Origin of the sequence: Dielma fastidiosa, assembly GCF_003475485.1 — a bacterium.
Classification (GTDB): domain Bacteria; phylum Bacillota_I; class Bacilli_A; order Erysipelotrichales; family Erysipelotrichaceae; genus Dielma; species Dielma fastidiosa.
Genome location: NZ_QRQL01000013.1, coordinates 38,017 through 54,145, shown reverse-complemented (window position 1 = coordinate 54,145; position 16,129 = coordinate 38,017). Strand labels below are relative to the sequence as shown.

Here is a 16,129-nt window from a genome sequence, read left to right as displayed (position 1 = left end):
TTATAGTATACCATATTCACACGATGATTTCATCTGTTTTTATTATTTTTTAGATACCTTTTCATGATGAGATATTAAACCTTTGATGCTTGAAAATGAAATTTCCTATAATATAAAAAACGAACCGTTAAGTTCGCTTTATTATCTCATTATTTTCTTTGAACTGGAATTTGCAGACTGCAGAAATCAACATCCTTTTGCCCCTGATATTTCACATGATCAAGCAAGCAGATATCCAACGCATCATTGGCTGCCGCATAGCCTTTTTCATCAATATAAGCCAGCAGTGAACGCAGCTGATTTTGATGATGACTCGGCCGGCCATAATAATACATGCAGCAGCATTCAGCAGCCGGCAATGTATGAACCAAGGGTGAGTGCTTGATGATCAGCGAACCTTCCGGTACAAATACAAAGACCGAAGAGGCTTTTAAATCAGTTTGCAGCGCCTGTTTGGGGATGATAACACCAAAACCCAAAGACGGCACAAGATCATAACTGCCCACTTCATCAACAGCTGCCATAAACCTGACCTGAAGCTCGTCCTCATTGCCGCAAATATCCTCTTCAAAAGGAAGTGCTAAGAATGAGCGTTCGTCCACATGGCGAAAATACGGTTCATCAACAGGCTGATTAAAATCAATCGTGTCATACAGCAGCAGTCTTTCATCAACATATTTGCGGGTTCGAATCAATTTTTCAATTTCAGCATCGATGATTTTACGCTGATCCTTTAAAATTTCGACAGCCTCCTGAGGGTCTTGATCCTTAACAATTTTACTGATTACCTCTAAAGGCAGATTCAGCTTCTTCAAAAATAAGATTTCTTTTAAAACATTAACCTGCAGATAGCTGTAATAACGATAACCCTTATCATCCGTTATCTGCGGCCGAAACAAGCCGATATGATCATAATAAATCAGTGTCTGACGTGAGATGTGGTGCAGCTTAGCCATTTGACTGACTGTAAGATACTCTCCTTTATCCATCGTGCTTTCTCCCTTAGTTCAATTTGTTTCACTGCGGTTTATTATTTAAACATTTCCGCAAAGGTTTGTTTTTCATTTACCGCGTTCAATAAGACAGTCATTTTTGAAACATCCCCCAGCAGGATAAAACCGCACAGTTCATTATTCTTAAAATACAGTGATTCAAGCGTATGATGCTCATCATCGCGCATCAGTACCGAACGATAAGTCTGATCCTTTTGTTTGCCGTTATCGCCATAAGCATACAGCGCTGTATTCATTCCCTGGAACGATAAGCCAGGAGAAATCAGCGAATAGCTCACTGCCTCACCAGCCGCATTGGCACCGGCGATTTTACCCATTGACAGTGCCTGTTCCCAGTTGCCGTAATTGATGCCCTCAAACTCCGCGCAATCTCCTGCCGCATAGATATCTGCCGCTGATGTAGAGCAATGCTCATCAACCTTAATGGACCTGCCGCATTCAATACCGGCCTCGATAGCCAGTGATGTATTTGCTTTGATACCGCAGGAAATCAAGACCAGCTCTGCCGGATAGAAAGTGCCGTCCGCTAAGCGTACGCCGCTTACCTGACCCTGATTGCCTTCAATCGCCTGAATAGAAACATTTGTCTGTGTATTGATACCGGCCAACCGTATGCTTTCCTCAAGCATCGAACTAGCCGCAACATCCAACTGACGGCCCATCAGCTGCGGCGCCAGCTCCAGCACCGTCACAGAAGCATGACGGCTTAATTCCCAAGCCGCTTCAAGACCCAATACACCGCCGCCAATCACTACTGCCTGTTTTACCTTCGGCAGCCTTTGATTCAGCTTATGCACATCTTCAATCCGGCGCAGCGCCAATACGCCCTCCTGATCAGCGCCCGCAATCGGCGGAATGAAGCATTCAGCACCGGTTGCCAGAATTAATTTATCATAACGCAAATGATCACCATTGCTTAATACGACTTCCTTTTCATCAATCAGCAGCTTTGCCGCATGCAGATCAGTCAGGTTCAGAATATTCTTTTCCTGATACCATGCCTCATCATGAATCAACAGCTGAGACGGTTCAAAATCCGCCAGCAGTGTCTTCGTCAGCATCGGCCGGTTATACGGCAATGATTTTTCATCACCCAATAAAACAACCGATGCGCTTTGATTGCGTTCTCTGATCGCAGCTGCCGCATTTAAGCCTGCCGCGCCATTACCGATGATTAAGAATAACTCATTGCTGTCTTTATGAAATTCACTAGCCGTATCTTCATAAGGCACAAAATTCTCCTTGCCGACACCGCAGACCGGACAGATTTCAGTTCCCTCTTCAAAAACCTCACCGCAGATCAGACATTTCACCAATTTTGGTTTTGATGCCGGCTTTACCTTTGGCTTATCCAGCAGCAGACAGCCAAAATCATGACCATATGCCACAGCCCCCTCAAGCTCAGCCGCGCTTGGCCGCAGCTTCACACGATAACCATCAACAACCTTCATCTTCAGCTGTTTCAGCCGCTCAGTCAGATTATTGACTGCCTCACCGCTCCATGCATAGCTGCCAAATGCGCTCGCTAATTTACCGCCGTGCGTCGGCGCATGAATCGCCGTTGTTAAATCCCAGATTGGTTTTAATGCGTCCTGAAGAATTGTCGGCGAACCAAAAAGCAAACCGTCTGCCTTTTCAATCTCTTTTAATACTTCATCGGCATCAGCCTCTACCATATCATACAGCAGCACATTAATATCACCGGCAGTTCGCAGCCCTTCAGCGATTGCTTCAGCCACCAAACCGGTATATCCATAAGCGCTCACATAAGGCATGACCACCGTTTTTTTCGCATTTGGTTCACAGCCTTCAGACCACTCGCGATACTGTTTCATCAATTCATCAATACCGCAGTCGATCACCGGACCATGCCCTGTGCAAATCAGCTCCACCTCAAGATCCTGAATGCGGTTTAAGGCCTTAACCATAAAAGGCTTAAACGGACCGAGAATATTGTCAAAATAATATTTCAAAGCCCGCTGATAACCTGCCTGATCCGCTAAACGGCTAAGCAGAATCCCATCAAACGCATAATGCGCGCCAAAAGAATCACACGTTACCAGTGTCTTATCTTCTACGATATAAGTATACATCGTATCCGGCCAATGCAGATTCGGCAAAGGCATAAAACGAAGTGTCTTATCGCCAATTTTTATTTCATCATTTTCCTTAACCGCCTGCTTATTAAAATCACGATTAATGATTTCCTTTAGAAAATTCAGCGCACAGGCAGTACCGACAATCTTAATATTTGGATTTAACTCAAGCAGACGACCGACGCTGCCCGCATGATCAGGCTCCGTATGATTGACAACAATTGTATCAATATCCTCAATATCGGTAATCTGCTTCAATTCTGCCAAATACTCATCAAAAAATTTTTCCTTAGCTGTTTCAAACAGCACAGTTTTATCTGATGTTTTTAGGATATAGGAATTATATGAAGTACCAAACTCCGTTTCCATAATGATATCAAATACTTTTAACTCTTTATCCAAAATACCCGTCCAGGTAAAACCCTTTTTCAGTTCTAAAGTTTTCATCGTGTACCTCTCTTAACATCGGTATTAAAATATCATACTCAGGCTTAGTATGCACATGATTTGCCCATATATTAACAACAATCAAAACAGCGCCTTAATACCTAGGCATACTAAAATCAAACCGCCGAAAATCTGCGCCCGGCTGCCCAGCATGGAACCAAAGCGGCGGCCGAGAAATAAAGCCGCATAGCTTAAGATTGTCGTGGTTATACCAATGATACAAACCGCTGACAAGATATCAACGCCTGCACCGACAAAGCTGACACCTACCGCAAAGGCATCGATGCTGGTTGCGATACTTTGCATAATCAATGTCTTATATGTAAAGATCGTACAGCTCTCTACCTCTGGATCACGCATTTCCTTGATGCCGTCAGCCATCATTTTACCGCCGATAAAGCCAAGAATAATCAAAATAACAATTCCTGAATAGCGGTCAATTACCTCCGCAAACAAATTACCGGCAAAAAAGCCAAACAACGGCATCACTGCCTGAAACACACCAAAAAACAGTGGCATGATTTTCAGTTTCTGATTCGCGCTGATCGGACATACCAGTCCGTTGCTTAAAGATACCGCAAAGGCGTCCATGCTTAAACCAATACCAATCATCAGTATTTCTATAATTCCCATAATTTTATTTCCTCCCGATAAAAACAAAAAACTCACGCACAGTCTAAAAAAACTGTACATGAGTCTCATTCATTAAGACAAGCCAGACACTTTGTGTCATTATGTTGACATGTCACACATCACTGTGCAAATTACTCCCTCATGAAGTATGAGTTAATCTTAACGTAAACCTTATGGCTTGTCAATATTAAAATACATTCATGCGCATCATTGAGTAAAACGCAGAATTATATCTCTGAAATCCTCAAAAGCCGCGGCCTCTTTCAGCAGCGTCATAATATTATCCTGCGTACAAAAGTTAATCAGCGCTTCATATAGCTCTTTAAATAAATATGATTCCTTTTCGTTAATCGCAATCAGCAGGACAATATGAACTAAATGCTGATCCCATTTTATACCCGTCCGTGATACCGCCACCGCAATTCTTGTATGATTGGCATTCATTTTCATTGAATGCGGAATGGCAATCTTGCCAAAAGCCGTCGTTGCCGCTTCATCACGGCGGATTACATCATGATAGAAATCCGCGTTGACATGACCCTGATTCAACAGTTTTTGATGCAGAATATGAATAACTTTAAATTTATCACTCTCTTCATTTTCCTCATGATAGAAAAGCTGCGGTGAAAAGAAATGGTCAAATTCCTGATGCAGCACCGCTAACTTACGCTTTTCGATGATTTCTTCAATGCGGTTAAAGACATCACGGATATCAATGCTGTTAGTAAAGGGGGAAAGCTGAATGATCGGATGGCTGTCTTGAATCGGTATGGTAGTAAATAACAGATCATAAGCCTGATCATTAATTTCATGAAGAAAGGAGACACACTGCACGATGCTGATCTGCGAATCAAAATGAATCAGCAGATAGTTATAAATAAATGATTGATTTTGCTGATAATCAGGACAAAGCAGCACACATTTTAATTTATGAACATCCTGATCCTGCCGCTCTACATCCGCACCGATATGCATCGCCAGATAGGCAACCTCATCCTTAGATATCTGGATATGACAATGCTGATAAAGAAAATCAGCGGCATAGAGCGCGCAGTCAAACAAAATCGGGCAGGCGCTTTGAATCGTATCCAGCAGCGGATTATGCAGCGTAGTATTTTGATTGACGCGGGCCAGCAGATTTTTCAGATGCAGCGCCAGCGGCAGCAGCAGCGTCTGTTCCTGAATCCGCAGATGATATTGCTGATTCAAGGCGGCAATCAATTCTTTACTTAGCTGATAAACGGCATCACCGACACTCTTTTGAATCTCCTTGGGTGAGTTAATTTGACACATATGTATATTCATCATAATCATTGAAGCCATTTCCTCAATTTCATTATTTTGAAAAACAACATGAAAATGCTGCTGAAGCTGGTGAATAATCGTTGCCGCCAAAGGATTTTCAAGCTTTTTATCGGCGCTTAAACTAACCGTCTTAGGCTGATTTAAAATACTATTCAGCATCACGGTAATATGCAGATTCAGATTCATATAACCAAAATCATTGATGTAACAGTTCTCCTTTTTAAAACAAGTATGCAGCAGCTCATTGATATACATCACATCAATAGCGGGAAACATTTCTTTAAGCACTGAGATATCCACCAAATTACCTGTGGCTTCTTTATAGATAATGCTGGTTAAGAACCGGCGCTTATCCCGTTCACTGCCAGTAACATAAAGCAGATCATTGCGGCATTGGAAACGAATCTTGTTTGGTTCATATTCCTTATTCATTTTCTGTAAGAGACTTTTAATCGAAGAATAACTAAGATACAGAATATCACATAACTCATAAAGATCTAGCTGAGTGCGGTGATGAACAAAGAATTCTTTTATGATATAAGAAGAACGTTCAGCATAAGTCTGCGGCACCAAATCCTTGCCGGCGGTGAAAGCCGCCTGCGAATTAAACGTATACCCCTGTTTGCATGCCAAAATCGTATTCGGATGCTCCGCGTTGATCTCATTGACATAATTTTTAACTGAACGTGATGATACAGACAGAAGTTCAGCCAGTTTTGTGGAAGATATGGGTTTATTCTGCTTTCTTAAAACATTCAGCAGCAGCTCATGATTTTTTTTCATTCTATCCTTCCTTTTCCCTATGCTATATTCATTGTAACGAAACCGCTGATAATTATCAAACACACAATTTCACTAAGCCGGTGAAAAAACAAGCATTTTCACCATGAATGGTAAGAATATCAGTTGAAGCATTAATGAAAACTTGTCATAATGACAGCGTAGAAATCGATTTCACAAAAATTCCAACCGAGGAGGATTTACATATGGAAAAAATGAACATACTGCTTTGCTGCGGTGCCGGGATGTCCAGCGGCTTTTTAGCCCAACAGACAAGAATTGCTGCCAAGAAACAAGGGATCATGGCACGGGTTGAAGCTAAAAGTCAAAATAATATCGAAGATGATTTGCCAAATATTGATATTTTATTGATTGGGCCACATCTAGCTTATGCCTATGATGATTTAAAAAAGAGCTGTGACCGCTATAATGTACCCGTAAAGATTATTCCTAAAGATATGTATGCGGGACTTGACGGTGAAGGTCTGCTTCAATTATGCATTGAGACACTAAAAGAAAAGGAGACGCAAAATGGATAAATTTATTAACTGGCTGGGAACCAGCTTTGCCCCTAAGGTTGCGAAAGCGATGGATAAGAAAATCATTCGTACCTTATCCGGAGCCTTAATGGCCAATGTACCAATTCTATTATTAGGCTCATTAATCTCTATTTATAATTTATTTGCCGGTTATGTTTCATTCCTGCCAGATCTGTCACCGGTTTATAATTTCAGCTTCGGCATTCTGTCACTGACCCTTGTCTTCTTAGTCGGTTATCATGGTGCTAAGGAATATGGTTTTAAGGAATATGGCGTATCCACTGGCTTAATTGCTTTGATGATGTTCTTTATGGTTATTAAGCCAACGATTGAAAACTTCCAATTCACGGTAAGCTTTGGACGATTTGGCGGTTCAGGCATGATTTCAGCGTTTTTCTCTGGCATTGTCACAATTGTGATCAGCAATCTATATTTTAAACTGCATTTATTTGAAGATTCAGAAACCTTGCCGGATTTCCTTGTACGCTGGCTGAATCAAGTAATTCCAGGCATTATCGTTTTAGTCTTAACAACAATTTTAATTTACTGGTGCAACATTGATTTATTTGCCCTGATTACTGCTTTATTCTCGCCGCTGATTGAAATTGGTCAAACATATCCGGGTTTTATTCTCTGTATTTTTATTCCGGTCTTCTTCTATTCTTTCGGCATCAACAGCTGGTTTATGAATCCTATCACCTCACCGATTGGCTTAGCCGGTATTACTGCCAACGCTTTAGCTTTTGAAGCCGGTCTGGCACCAACTAATATTTATACGGCTAATGTTACGTTCTCGGTAATCTTTATCGGCGGTATGGGTATGACCTTGGCGCTCAATATCATGATGCTGCGCTCAAAGAGCAAACGGATTCGTAAATTCGGTCAGATTTCCATGATACCATCTTTATTTAATATCAATGAGCCATTAGTATACGGCGCGCCGATTGCCTTAAACCCAATCCTGATGATTCCAATGTGGATCAATGGACTGGTAATTCCAACAATCGCTTGGATTGCTTTCAGTAATGGCTGGGTAACAATACCGCATGCGGTGATGAATGTCAATCAGCTGCCTTTCCCGCTTTGCTCATTCTTAGCGACACATGGTGATTTCCGTGTTATTCTGTTAGTAGCTGTATTATTTATTGTTTCATGGCTGATCTGGTGGCCTTTCTTTAAAGCCCATGAAACGAAGACATTAAAAGAAGAAATGGGGGAATAGGTATGGATGAAATAACGAATTCAACGCTGATCAGCGCCGCAATGGGGATATTAACTTATGCCGGTGACGCACGGATTCATGCGAAGAAAGCATTGCAGGCAATTCAAAGCTTTGATTTTACACTGGCTCAATCAGAGCTTGCACAGGCAAGTCAAAATATTACGGAAGCACATAAGGCACAGACGGAAATTATTCAAAATGAAGCCCGCGGCACGAAATATGAATACTGCATGCTGTTTAATCATGCTCAAGATACTCTGATGACAATCAACAGTGAGGTTGAGCTGATCAAAGAGCTGATTAAAACATTTAAGATTTTTGCCGAAGCGATTCACGCGGAGGTGAAATAATGGGTTTTCCAAAGAATTTTTTATGGGGCGGCGCTACCGCTGCCGTACAGTGTGAAGGGGCTTATGATGAGGCTGGCAAGGGGCTGAATGTCGCTGATATTCAAATCTGTTACACCCGTGAAACAAAGCAGGGCAATACAAATTATACTAGAGCGCTTTTGAAGGAGCGGATTGAGGATGTGACCCAAGCCGTAACAAAAAATTATTACCCGAAGCATCAGGCGGTTGATTTCTATCATCGTTATAAAGAATATATTCAATGGATGAAGGAGGCTGGTTTCAAAGCCTTCCGCATGAGTATCAATTGGGCACGTATCTTCCCTACTGGTTTAGAAAGTGAACCTAATGAAGCAGGTCTGCAATTTTATGATGAGCTATTTGATGAATTATTAAGCAATGGCATTGAACCAATCGTTACGCTGACGCATTATGATATGCCGCTGGGCATTGTCACCCAGTGTCAAGGCTGGTATGGCCGGGCAACGATTGATCATTATGTTCGCTTCGCGACGGTCTGCCTGAAACGTTATGCCAGTAAAGTAAACTATTGGATCGTGATTAATCAGATCAACCTAATTTTTGGTGAATCCTTCAGTTCACTGGGAATGGTGATGGATGAATATGAAGATTTTACAGCTGCTAAATACCAGGCCGTGCATAATGAGTTTATCGCCAGTGCCTTAATTAAGCAGGTGGCTAAGCAAATAAAGCCAACGCTGCAGATTGGCATGATGCTGGCTGATCAGATGACCTATGCCAAAACATGCGATCCGCAAAATGTGGCTGTTGCTATTGAGAAAAATCGGATGAAGGATTATTTCTTTGCGGATGTTGAGCTGCGCGGTGCGTATCCGGGATATGCGAAAGATTACTTTAAACGCAATAACATTCAGATTGTGATGGCTGAGGGTGATGAAGAATTACTGAAACAGAATACGATGGATTTTCTGGCGGTAGCCTACTATTATTCACATTGTGTTGATGAAAACGGCGCCCGCTGTGAGAATCCGTATACTAAAGCGAGTCAATGGGGCTGGACGATTGATCCGATCGGCATTTACAATGCGATGAGTCAATATTGGGATCGTTATCAAGTGCCGATGATGATTGCGGAAAATGGCATCGGTGTCGAAGAAGTGCCGGATGCTCAGGGTAAGATTCATGATGATTACCGCATCGATTATCAGCGCCGGCATATTGAACAGCTGAAACGGCTGATGGATGAAGAAGTGAATCTCTTTGCCTATACGATGTGGTCACCGTTTGATATTGTCAGCGGCAACAGCTGTGAAATGGAAAAGCGCTATGGCTTGCTATATGTCGATAAGGATAACCAAGGTCAGGGCAGCGGCAAGATTCTGCCAAAGGATTCCTATTATTGGTATCGCGATGTAATTGCCAGCAATGGTGAAAAACTATAAAAATAATAAACACCAGATTGAATATCAGTCTGGTGTTTTAGTTATATCTACGTTCAGCAGTTTAATCTCTTTAGATTTTGCATAGGCTGCCGCTAATTCAAGCAGCTTCTCAGCGCCCGCCTTTGTTTGCCAAACCTGCATCTGAATCGTTATGCCTTGATTTTGCTTTCGGCTTGTCCAAGAGCCGATGATTTCGCCATGATATACAATAGCGCCGGGATTTGATACCAGCTGCCAGATTTTCGCATGATGACGTTTGTCAGGTAAAAGCGTCAGTCGGTCGCGCTGGTCAAGATATGGATCATGACCGCCTAAAAGCAGATATTCCCGCTCCGGCTGGCATGGCTTCATCAAATCAGTCAAATCCTCTGCAAGCATAAAAGCTTGTCTGCCATCTGCCATGACCTTTACCCTTTCCTCAGCAAGCAAATCCCATAAGCGGCTTCCCTGCTTCGGAGAACAGCCCAGCCATTGAATCAATTCTTTACGCGTTGCGGGACCGTAACAATGCAGGAATTTACGCACCAGCTGTTTGTTGGCATCCGGTCTTTCTTTAAGCGGATGGCCAAGCCAGTTTCGGTAAGAGGTAAAGGTGGGTGTTTGATTATGACGCTCACCGAAAACAACCAAGCCCTTGGCAGCGCACGGTCTCAGCATGAATGACACGACCGCACCGCCAATCGTTTGCTTATCTGGACTGCCGTATATTGAAGGCTGTTGCCAGATGGTTTGCTTTGCCTTGGGCAATAGCGGCAGCAGCCAGCCGGCGATGGTTTCATCCAGTACAGCCTTGCTGGTGATGATTTGATGATCAAGCTGCGGCATTACCTGAAGCAGTAAGGCCAGAACTTCATCAAAATCCATTTCAAGCAGTTTTAAGGCAAGAGAAATACCCTTGGTATAAATCCATGGTTCATCTTCAGCAGCACTCAAAGCTGATAAGAAAATATCGCTTTCCTCACTTGGAAACACCAGCGGCAGACCGCGCAGGCTCCACGCCTGAAGCAGATGTTTGTCGGCAAGCAGCTGATTGGCAGCAGCTTTTGAATAAGCGGGAATACGGTTAAACAATGCCGTTTCCCATGCTCCCGGCGGCGTATTTTGTAAACCGCATGCTCCTGTCACACTCATCAAATCCGCTGGCTCATAAAAACGGTCCAAATGATGAGCATGCAGCCGATAATAACGGATTTGTTCCATGGTTAATTCTATCATTGATTTACCTCAGAAATAATTTTCTAAACTCATCTTAACAAATCCTGAAGCAAGAAGCAAATCCATAAAGCAGGAAAAAGCAGCATTATTAAAACAAATGCTGCACGTAGATGCTATTTCCTTTAGAAAAATTAAAAAGCCGGCGTAAGAGATATTCAGTTTCATACTATTGATTTTGAAACTAAGCATTCTGCCAGCTGTCTTAAATAACCATTAAGGTTATTCTTTTATATGATAATACCAATGTTCGTCAATAAGCTCACGCGACAAGATTCCTAAATGATAAAAGCGTTCAAGGTGCGCCAATAGTTCCATGCATGCAAACCACTGCTGCGGACAGCTTAATTGATCAAAACGGTTAAGCTGGCGTCCCCATTGCATCCGCATCGCAAAGTCATAGGCGGTCCCGCTTCCCTGTTTGACAACATCAAGCAGATATTTACCTTTTTTCATATGATGATCTAAGGTTTGCATACAGCGTTCCTTAATATCAGAAATCGGACCGTAATGGGCGGGATATACTATTTCACAGTCAAAATCACAGATACGTTTTAATGTATCAAAATTATCCTGCATGCTTGAAAATTCTTCCATCCAGAAATTAATCGTAGGATAAATCTGATTCAGCACACTGTCTGCCGCAAACATAAAATGCTCGTTGATTTCATACAGACCGATTTGCTGGGGTGAGTGCCCCGCCAAATCAATTACCTCAAACGTATAATCACCTACCCTTAACCGCTCATGTGCATGGATCGGCGTGAAGGCAAAAACACCGTCCCCGCCTTCAAAAATTTCACTTTCAGATTTCAATTTAACACATACACTGCGCGGTATCCCAGCCAGCAGGCGATTCTTGCGGATATAATGAGCAGTTGTCTTATTAAGCTTATGAGTGATCATACAGCCGTCCCATTCGCTGGCCAGAATTTCTTTTAAGCAGGGAGCGAAGTGCTGGGCATTGCCGCAGTGATCAACATGCAGATGCGTTAAAAATAAACGAACATCCTTCAGTTCAACGTTCAGCTGCTTTAGGGCAGTACATAATTCATCAGCGGCAGAAGCAGAATGAAAACCAATATCAATTAAAAGATGCTCATCCCTGCCTTTAATCAAATAAACCTGTATCTCCTTGGTAATTTCACTAGCTGAATGCAGGGTGATGGCATAAATATCGCGGCGCAGAAGCTTCATATCAAAAGCATTCCTCGGCGATCCAGCCAACCAGCCCGTTATGCTTGGCATATACAAAACCATCATGCTTCGTGATTACCTTTACGGTATCACCCGGCAACACATTTAATCGATAATCCGTATAATCATAACAGCAAAGCTTTCCCTCATCCTCATACAGATAGGCAGCGCTCAGCCATAGCTTACGTTTTGAGGCAAGATGTTCACAATAGCACTGATCAGCCTGTCTTTGAAGTAATAAAACCTCTCTTTTTGCCCATGAAATAAAGATTGGATCAGGATTAGCAGCCTGTGCTTTACAAATCCGGGCAGCCGGCAGAGAATCCACCCATACGCTGTATGCCTTGCCTTGATCCAGAATTAAGGCATTCAGCTGGCCCTCATCCTTGACTCCATTGCCGCCGTCAATGCCGGTCACATTCATCGCCACATTCGTATAAGGACGGCAATCCGCAATATCCATATGATAATTCAAAGTAGGCCAATGCCCGCAGTACACGTGCTTTTTAAAAGCCGTGTGACCTTCCATAAACGCCGGTAATGTAAGAAAATCCTCCCATGTATTTCGTGAAATCTCCTCATAGCGCAAGCCGGCATGCACAAACAGCATCGACTCACTTTCTAAAATCAGCGGCATATTATCAATAAAGTCCAGCTCCTTGGCAAAGCGCTTGGCAATTGCCTGACGGCATGCTTTGGCATTCGTTTCATCTATCGCAGCATAGCCGCACGCGTGAGCCATTTCATTCAGCAAGGAGGCTTCTCTGAATTGTGTATAGCCAATAAAATCAACCAGTTCCTGCTTCATCAAAGAAGGTACTAAACAATCACAATTTCCCTGCACAACATAGGTATTGCCTGCCGCGCATAATTCCATCACATCATGAAGTACCCCCAATGAATCAGGCCCTTTCTCACCTAAATCACCTAAAAGTATCAAAACATCCTGATCATTAAACTGACACTTTGCAAGCAATTCATGAAATAAGCTTCGGCAGCCATGGATATCACTGATCAAAATTATCCGCTGATTTTCATCAAGCTCAAGCATCTGATGATAAACCCTCTTTTCACCAGCATTGCCTCGTTCTATTTTATCAGCTGACCAGCAGACGCTTGGTTTATTCTGCCCCATCCTCATAAACGACCTTTCCCGCCAACACTGTCATTTTTACCTTTCCGTTTAATTCCCAGCCAATAAACGGCGAATTATTTGCTTTTGAAGCAAAATCAGCAACCTGCCATTTTTCATTTTCATCGAACAGCACCAGATCGGCTGCCGCGCCCACACTCAATGTACCGCCTGGCAGCTTATACACGCGGGCTGGATTGACACTCATTTTTTCAATCAGCTGACTCATGGTAAGAATCTTTTTATGCACTAATTCACTGATACCTAAAGCCAATGAAGTTTCAAGGCCGATGATGCCGCTTGGCGCCTTGACAAACTCCCGATTCTTTTCCTCAGCGCTGTGCGGGGCATGATCGGTTGCGATAATTTCAATTGTATCATCCTGCAAGCCAGTCAAAATCGCCTGCCGGTCCGCTTCCTCACGCAGCGGCGGATTCATTTTAGCCAAGGTTCCAGCTTTTTGGACAGCTGTTTCATTTAATGTGAAATGATGCGGTGTCACCTCCGCGACAATCTTTGGATTCAGCTGTTTCGCAAACCGCACCATGGCCACAGCCTCCTTGCTTGAAATATGCTGGATCGATACACTGGCACCGGTTGCAGCAGCCAGCATACAGTCACGGGCTACCATCACATTTTCAGCATCACGCATAGCACCCGGCAAGCCCATCGCTTCACTAACCGCGCCTTCATTGATGCCGCTGCCATGAACAAAGGCAGGATCTTCCTCATGAAAGCTCAAGACACAATCCAATGACGCTGCCTGTACCATTGCTTCCCTGACTAAGCCGGCATTCATCAGCGGCAGACCATCATCTGTAAAGCATGGCACACCCATTTCCTTCAGCTGCTTCATATCTGTCAGTTCCTTGCCCTTAAAGCCCTTGGAAATAGCTGCCGCCTGATAAAGATGTACAGGACAATCCTTGCTTCTTTCCTGAATATCTTTAATGACGGCCGCATTATCCGCAATCGGTGAAGTATTCGCCATACACAAAACGGAAGTAAAACCGCCTCTGGCAGCCGCGCGTGAACCGCTCATTAAATCCTCTTTATATGTAAAACCCGGATCACGGAAATGCACATGAACGTCAATCAATCCCGGTGCCGCAATGAACCCTGAAGCATCGATGATACGATCATAGGGCTGATTTTCATCCACTTGCCCCACCGCTTCAATCACTCCGTCCTTGATTGCGATATCACCAATCTGATCCAACTGATTCGCCGGGTCAATAATCCGGCAGTTTTTAATTAGCAACATAAAATTCCTCCTATTAAACTAGTATAATTGGAAAACCATTCTGCGTAAACAGAATGGCTATTTTTATTTTATTAATTTGTCCTGTAAAGAAAACAGATTTGTTACATAATGACCGCTGAAGCATGAAGTACAAAGATTTTTTGTCTTAAACGCTTCCTCAAGCTGCTGAATCGTTAAGAATTTTAAAGAATCAGCACCGATAAAGGCACACAGCTCATCAACATTCAGCCGAGATGAAATTAATTCATCATAGGTTGATGTATCAACACCATAGAAACAAGGATGGGTAATAGCCGGTGATCCGATACGCACATGCACCTCTTTTGCCCCAGCTTCCTTTAACAGCTGCACAATCCGTTTGCTGGTTGTACCGCGTACAATTGAATCATCAATCATAAAGACACGCTTGCCGGAAACAATGCTCTTTACCGCTGACAGCTTCATGCGCACACCGCGTTCACGCTGCTTCTGCGTCGGCTGAATAAAAGTACGGCCGACATAACGATTCTTAATCAAACCAATTTCATAAGGCAGACCGCTGGCCTCTGAATAACCGATTGCTGCTGACAGGGATGAATCAGGAACACCGATAACAATATCCCCCTCATGATCCTCAAGCTTTGCCAGCACCTGTCCGGAAATACGCCGTGCTGTATGAACGTTAATGCCGTCAATATTACTGTCAGGACGGGCAAAATAAATATATTCCATCGCACACATCTTATTTTGGGTATATTCTGTATATTTAAAGAAGCTCAGACCTTCCTTGGAAATCTTCACTACCTCACCCGGTTCAACATCTCGGATAAATTTAGCGTTAACAATCTCAAACGCACATGTTTCCGAGGATAAGCAATAGCCTTCATCTAATTTAGCTATTGAAAGCGGCCTTAAACCATTCTTATCACGGATCGCATACAGACAATCCTTCGTCAGAATAATAAATGCGAAAGCGCCCTCAAGCTTGTTGCAGGCCTTCTTAATTTTTTCACTGAAAGAACCGACTTCCTTCTGAATCAAATGAATCAGTACCTCAGAATCACTGCTGCCCTGAAAGATACTTCCCTCATTCTCCATCTGCATTTTTAATTCATGAGCATTAACTACCTGCCCGTTATGAACCACGGCAAAATGACCGGTATGCGCTCTGACCATCAAAGGCTGCACATTTTCGATTTCATTACCGCCCTCGGTTGAATAGCGAACATGACCGATTGCATTGTTGCCGGTCAGCGTATCGATGATCTGAGGATTAAATACTTCTGTAATTAAGCCTTTACCCTTATAGCATCGTACCTTTTCACCATCACTGCTGGCAATGCCTGCCGCTTCCTGACCGCGGTGCTGAAGCGCGTGTAATCCAAAATAAGTCAGTGAAGCTGCGTCACTGGCATTGTAAATTCCGAAAACACCGCATTCCTCATTGATTTTACCGTTTAAAAAATACGTTTTTTCAAGTTCCATTTGAGTCTCCCTTACCGTTATTGTTCATAAAAAAGTCCAATTAAACAATACCAT

General features: G+C 43.0%; 13 protein-coding genes. 4 read left to right on the top strand and 9 right to left on the bottom strand.

Going from position 1 to position 16,129, the window contains the following annotated elements:
* Window positions 1-149: 149 nt before the first annotated feature.
* From DWZ33_RS17380 to DWZ33_RS17365, 4 genes are all read right to left on the bottom strand, one after another.
* The gene (locus DWZ33_RS17380; protein WP_118456233.1) at window positions 150-989 is read right to left on the bottom strand and encodes a MerR family transcriptional regulator; all 840 of its coding nucleotides are present in this window, start codon (window positions 987-989) and stop codon (window positions 150-152) included.
* A gap of 41 nt (window positions 990-1,030) precedes the next feature.
* The gene (locus tag DWZ33_RS17375) at window positions 1,031-3,556 is read right to left on the bottom strand and encodes an FAD-dependent oxidoreductase (RefSeq protein WP_118456231.1); all 2,526 of its coding nucleotides are present in this window, start codon (window positions 3,554-3,556) and stop codon (window positions 1,031-1,033) included.
* 81 nt (window positions 3,557-3,637) lie between these two features.
* Window positions 3,638-4,189, bottom strand: a complete 552-nt coding sequence (locus DWZ33_RS17370) for a manganese efflux pump MntP (protein ID WP_118456230.1) — start codon at window positions 4,187-4,189, stop codon at window positions 3,638-3,640.
* Window positions 4,190-4,396: 207 nt separating this feature from the next.
* Window positions 4,397-6,277 (bottom strand): BglG family transcription antiterminator, encoded by a 1,881-nt coding sequence (locus DWZ33_RS17365; protein ID WP_118456228.1) that lies wholly within the window; start codon window positions 6,275-6,277, stop codon window positions 4,397-4,399.
* 203 nt (window positions 6,278-6,480) lie between these two features.
* Here DWZ33_RS17365 and DWZ33_RS17360 point away from each other — a divergent pair, with 203 nt between their 5' ends.
* The 4 genes from DWZ33_RS17360 to DWZ33_RS17345 are packed head-to-tail and all read left to right on the top strand — an operon-like array spanning window position 6,481 to window position 9,806.
* Window positions 6,481-6,813 (top strand): PTS sugar transporter subunit IIB, encoded by a 333-nt coding sequence (locus DWZ33_RS17360; protein WP_118456227.1) that lies wholly within the window; start codon window positions 6,481-6,483, stop codon window positions 6,811-6,813.
* Window positions 6,806-8,035, top strand: coding sequence for a PTS sugar transporter subunit IIC (locus DWZ33_RS17355; protein ID WP_118456225.1), 1,230 nt, complete (start codon window positions 6,806-6,808; stop codon window positions 8,033-8,035). The genes DWZ33_RS17360 and DWZ33_RS17355 overlap by 8 nt, the downstream gene beginning before the upstream one ends.
* Window positions 8,036-8,037: 2 nt before the next feature.
* Window positions 8,038-8,385 (top strand): PTS sugar transporter subunit IIA, encoded by a 348-nt coding sequence (locus DWZ33_RS17350; RefSeq protein ID WP_022939495.1) that lies wholly within the window; start codon window positions 8,038-8,040, stop codon window positions 8,383-8,385.
* Window positions 8,385-9,806, top strand: coding sequence for a glycoside hydrolase family 1 protein (locus DWZ33_RS17345; protein ID WP_220452465.1), 1,422 nt, complete (start codon window positions 8,385-8,387; stop codon window positions 9,804-9,806). Before DWZ33_RS17350 ends, DWZ33_RS17345 begins: the two co-directional genes overlap by 1 nt.
* A 24-nt stretch (window positions 9,807-9,830) precedes the next feature.
* On the opposite strand, the gene DWZ33_RS17340 is transcribed toward DWZ33_RS17345, so the two are convergent.
* The 5 genes from DWZ33_RS17340 to purF form a co-directional block, all read right to left on the bottom strand.
* The gene (locus tag DWZ33_RS17340; RefSeq protein ID WP_118456221.1) at window positions 9,831-11,021 is read right to left on the bottom strand and encodes a winged helix DNA-binding domain-containing protein; all 1,191 of its coding nucleotides are present in this window, start codon (window positions 11,019-11,021) and stop codon (window positions 9,831-9,833) included.
* A 219-nt stretch (window positions 11,022-11,240) separates the two neighbouring features.
* On the bottom strand, window positions 11,241-12,266 hold the full coding sequence (locus DWZ33_RS17330; protein ID WP_182425841.1) for an MBL fold metallo-hydrolase: 1,026 nt from the start codon (window positions 12,264-12,266) through the stop codon (window positions 11,241-11,243).
* The gene (locus DWZ33_RS17325) at window positions 12,217-13,350 is read right to left on the bottom strand and encodes a metallophosphoesterase (RefSeq protein WP_182425839.1); all 1,134 of its coding nucleotides are present in this window, start codon (window positions 13,348-13,350) and stop codon (window positions 12,217-12,219) included. The genes DWZ33_RS17330 and DWZ33_RS17325 overlap by 50 nt, the downstream gene beginning before the upstream one ends.
* On the bottom strand, window positions 13,337-14,611 hold the full coding sequence (locus DWZ33_RS17320) for a dihydroorotase (RefSeq protein WP_118456213.1): 1,275 nt from the start codon (window positions 14,609-14,611) through the stop codon (window positions 13,337-13,339). The genes DWZ33_RS17325 and DWZ33_RS17320 overlap by 14 nt, the downstream gene beginning before the upstream one ends.
* A 63-nt stretch (window positions 14,612-14,674) precedes the next feature.
* Complete coding sequence (gene purF, locus DWZ33_RS17315; protein WP_022939488.1) at window positions 14,675-16,075, bottom strand: amidophosphoribosyltransferase; 1,401 nt, start codon at window positions 16,073-16,075, stop codon at window positions 14,675-14,677.
* Window positions 16,076-16,129: the final 54 nt, after the last annotated feature.

What these genes read in the sequence shown, in the direction of transcription:
- DWZ33_RS17365 (WP_118456228.1), bottom strand. Translation starts at nt 6,277, where the DNA reads ATGAAAAAAAATCATGAGCTGCTGCTGAATGTTTTAAGAAAGCAGAAT.
- DWZ33_RS17360 (WP_118456227.1), top strand. Translation starts at nt 6,481, where the DNA reads ATGGAAAAAATGAACATACTGCTTTGCTGCGGTGCCGGGATGTCCAGC.
- DWZ33_RS17345 (WP_220452465.1), top strand. Translation starts at nt 8,385, where the DNA reads ATGGGTTTTCCAAAGAATTTTTTATGGGGCGGCGCTACCGCTGCCGTA.
- DWZ33_RS17380 (WP_118456233.1), bottom strand. Translation starts at nt 989, where the DNA reads ATGGATAAAGGAGAGTATCTTACAGTCAGTCAAATGGCTAAGCTGCAC.
- DWZ33_RS17350 (WP_022939495.1), top strand. Translation starts at nt 8,038, where the DNA reads ATGGATGAAATAACGAATTCAACGCTGATCAGCGCCGCAATGGGGATA.
- purF (WP_022939488.1), bottom strand. Translation starts at nt 16,075, where the DNA reads ATGGAACTTGAAAAAACGTATTTTTTAAACGGTAAAATCAATGAGGAA.
- DWZ33_RS17375 (WP_118456231.1), bottom strand. Translation starts at nt 3,556, where the DNA reads ATGAAAACTTTAGAACTGAAAAAGGGTTTTACCTGGACGGGTATTTTG.
- DWZ33_RS17330 (WP_182425841.1), bottom strand. Translation starts at nt 12,266, where the DNA reads ATGCCAAGCATAACGGGCTGGTTGGCTGGATCGCCGAGGAATGCTTTT.
- DWZ33_RS17355 (WP_118456225.1), top strand. Translation starts at nt 6,806, where the DNA reads ATGGATAAATTTATTAACTGGCTGGGAACCAGCTTTGCCCCTAAGGTT.
- DWZ33_RS17325 (WP_182425839.1), bottom strand. Translation starts at nt 13,350, where the DNA reads ATGGGGCAGAATAAACCAAGCGTCTGCTGGTCAGCTGATAAAATAGAA.
- DWZ33_RS17370 (WP_118456230.1), bottom strand. Translation starts at nt 4,189, where the DNA reads ATGGGAATTATAGAAATACTGATGATTGGTATTGGTTTAAGCATGGAC.
- DWZ33_RS17320 (WP_118456213.1), bottom strand. Translation starts at nt 14,611, where the DNA reads ATGTTGCTAATTAAAAACTGCCGGATTATTGACCCGGCGAATCAGTTG.
- DWZ33_RS17340 (WP_118456221.1), bottom strand. Translation starts at nt 11,021, where the DNA reads ATGATAGAATTAACCATGGAACAAATCCGTTATTATCGGCTGCATGCT.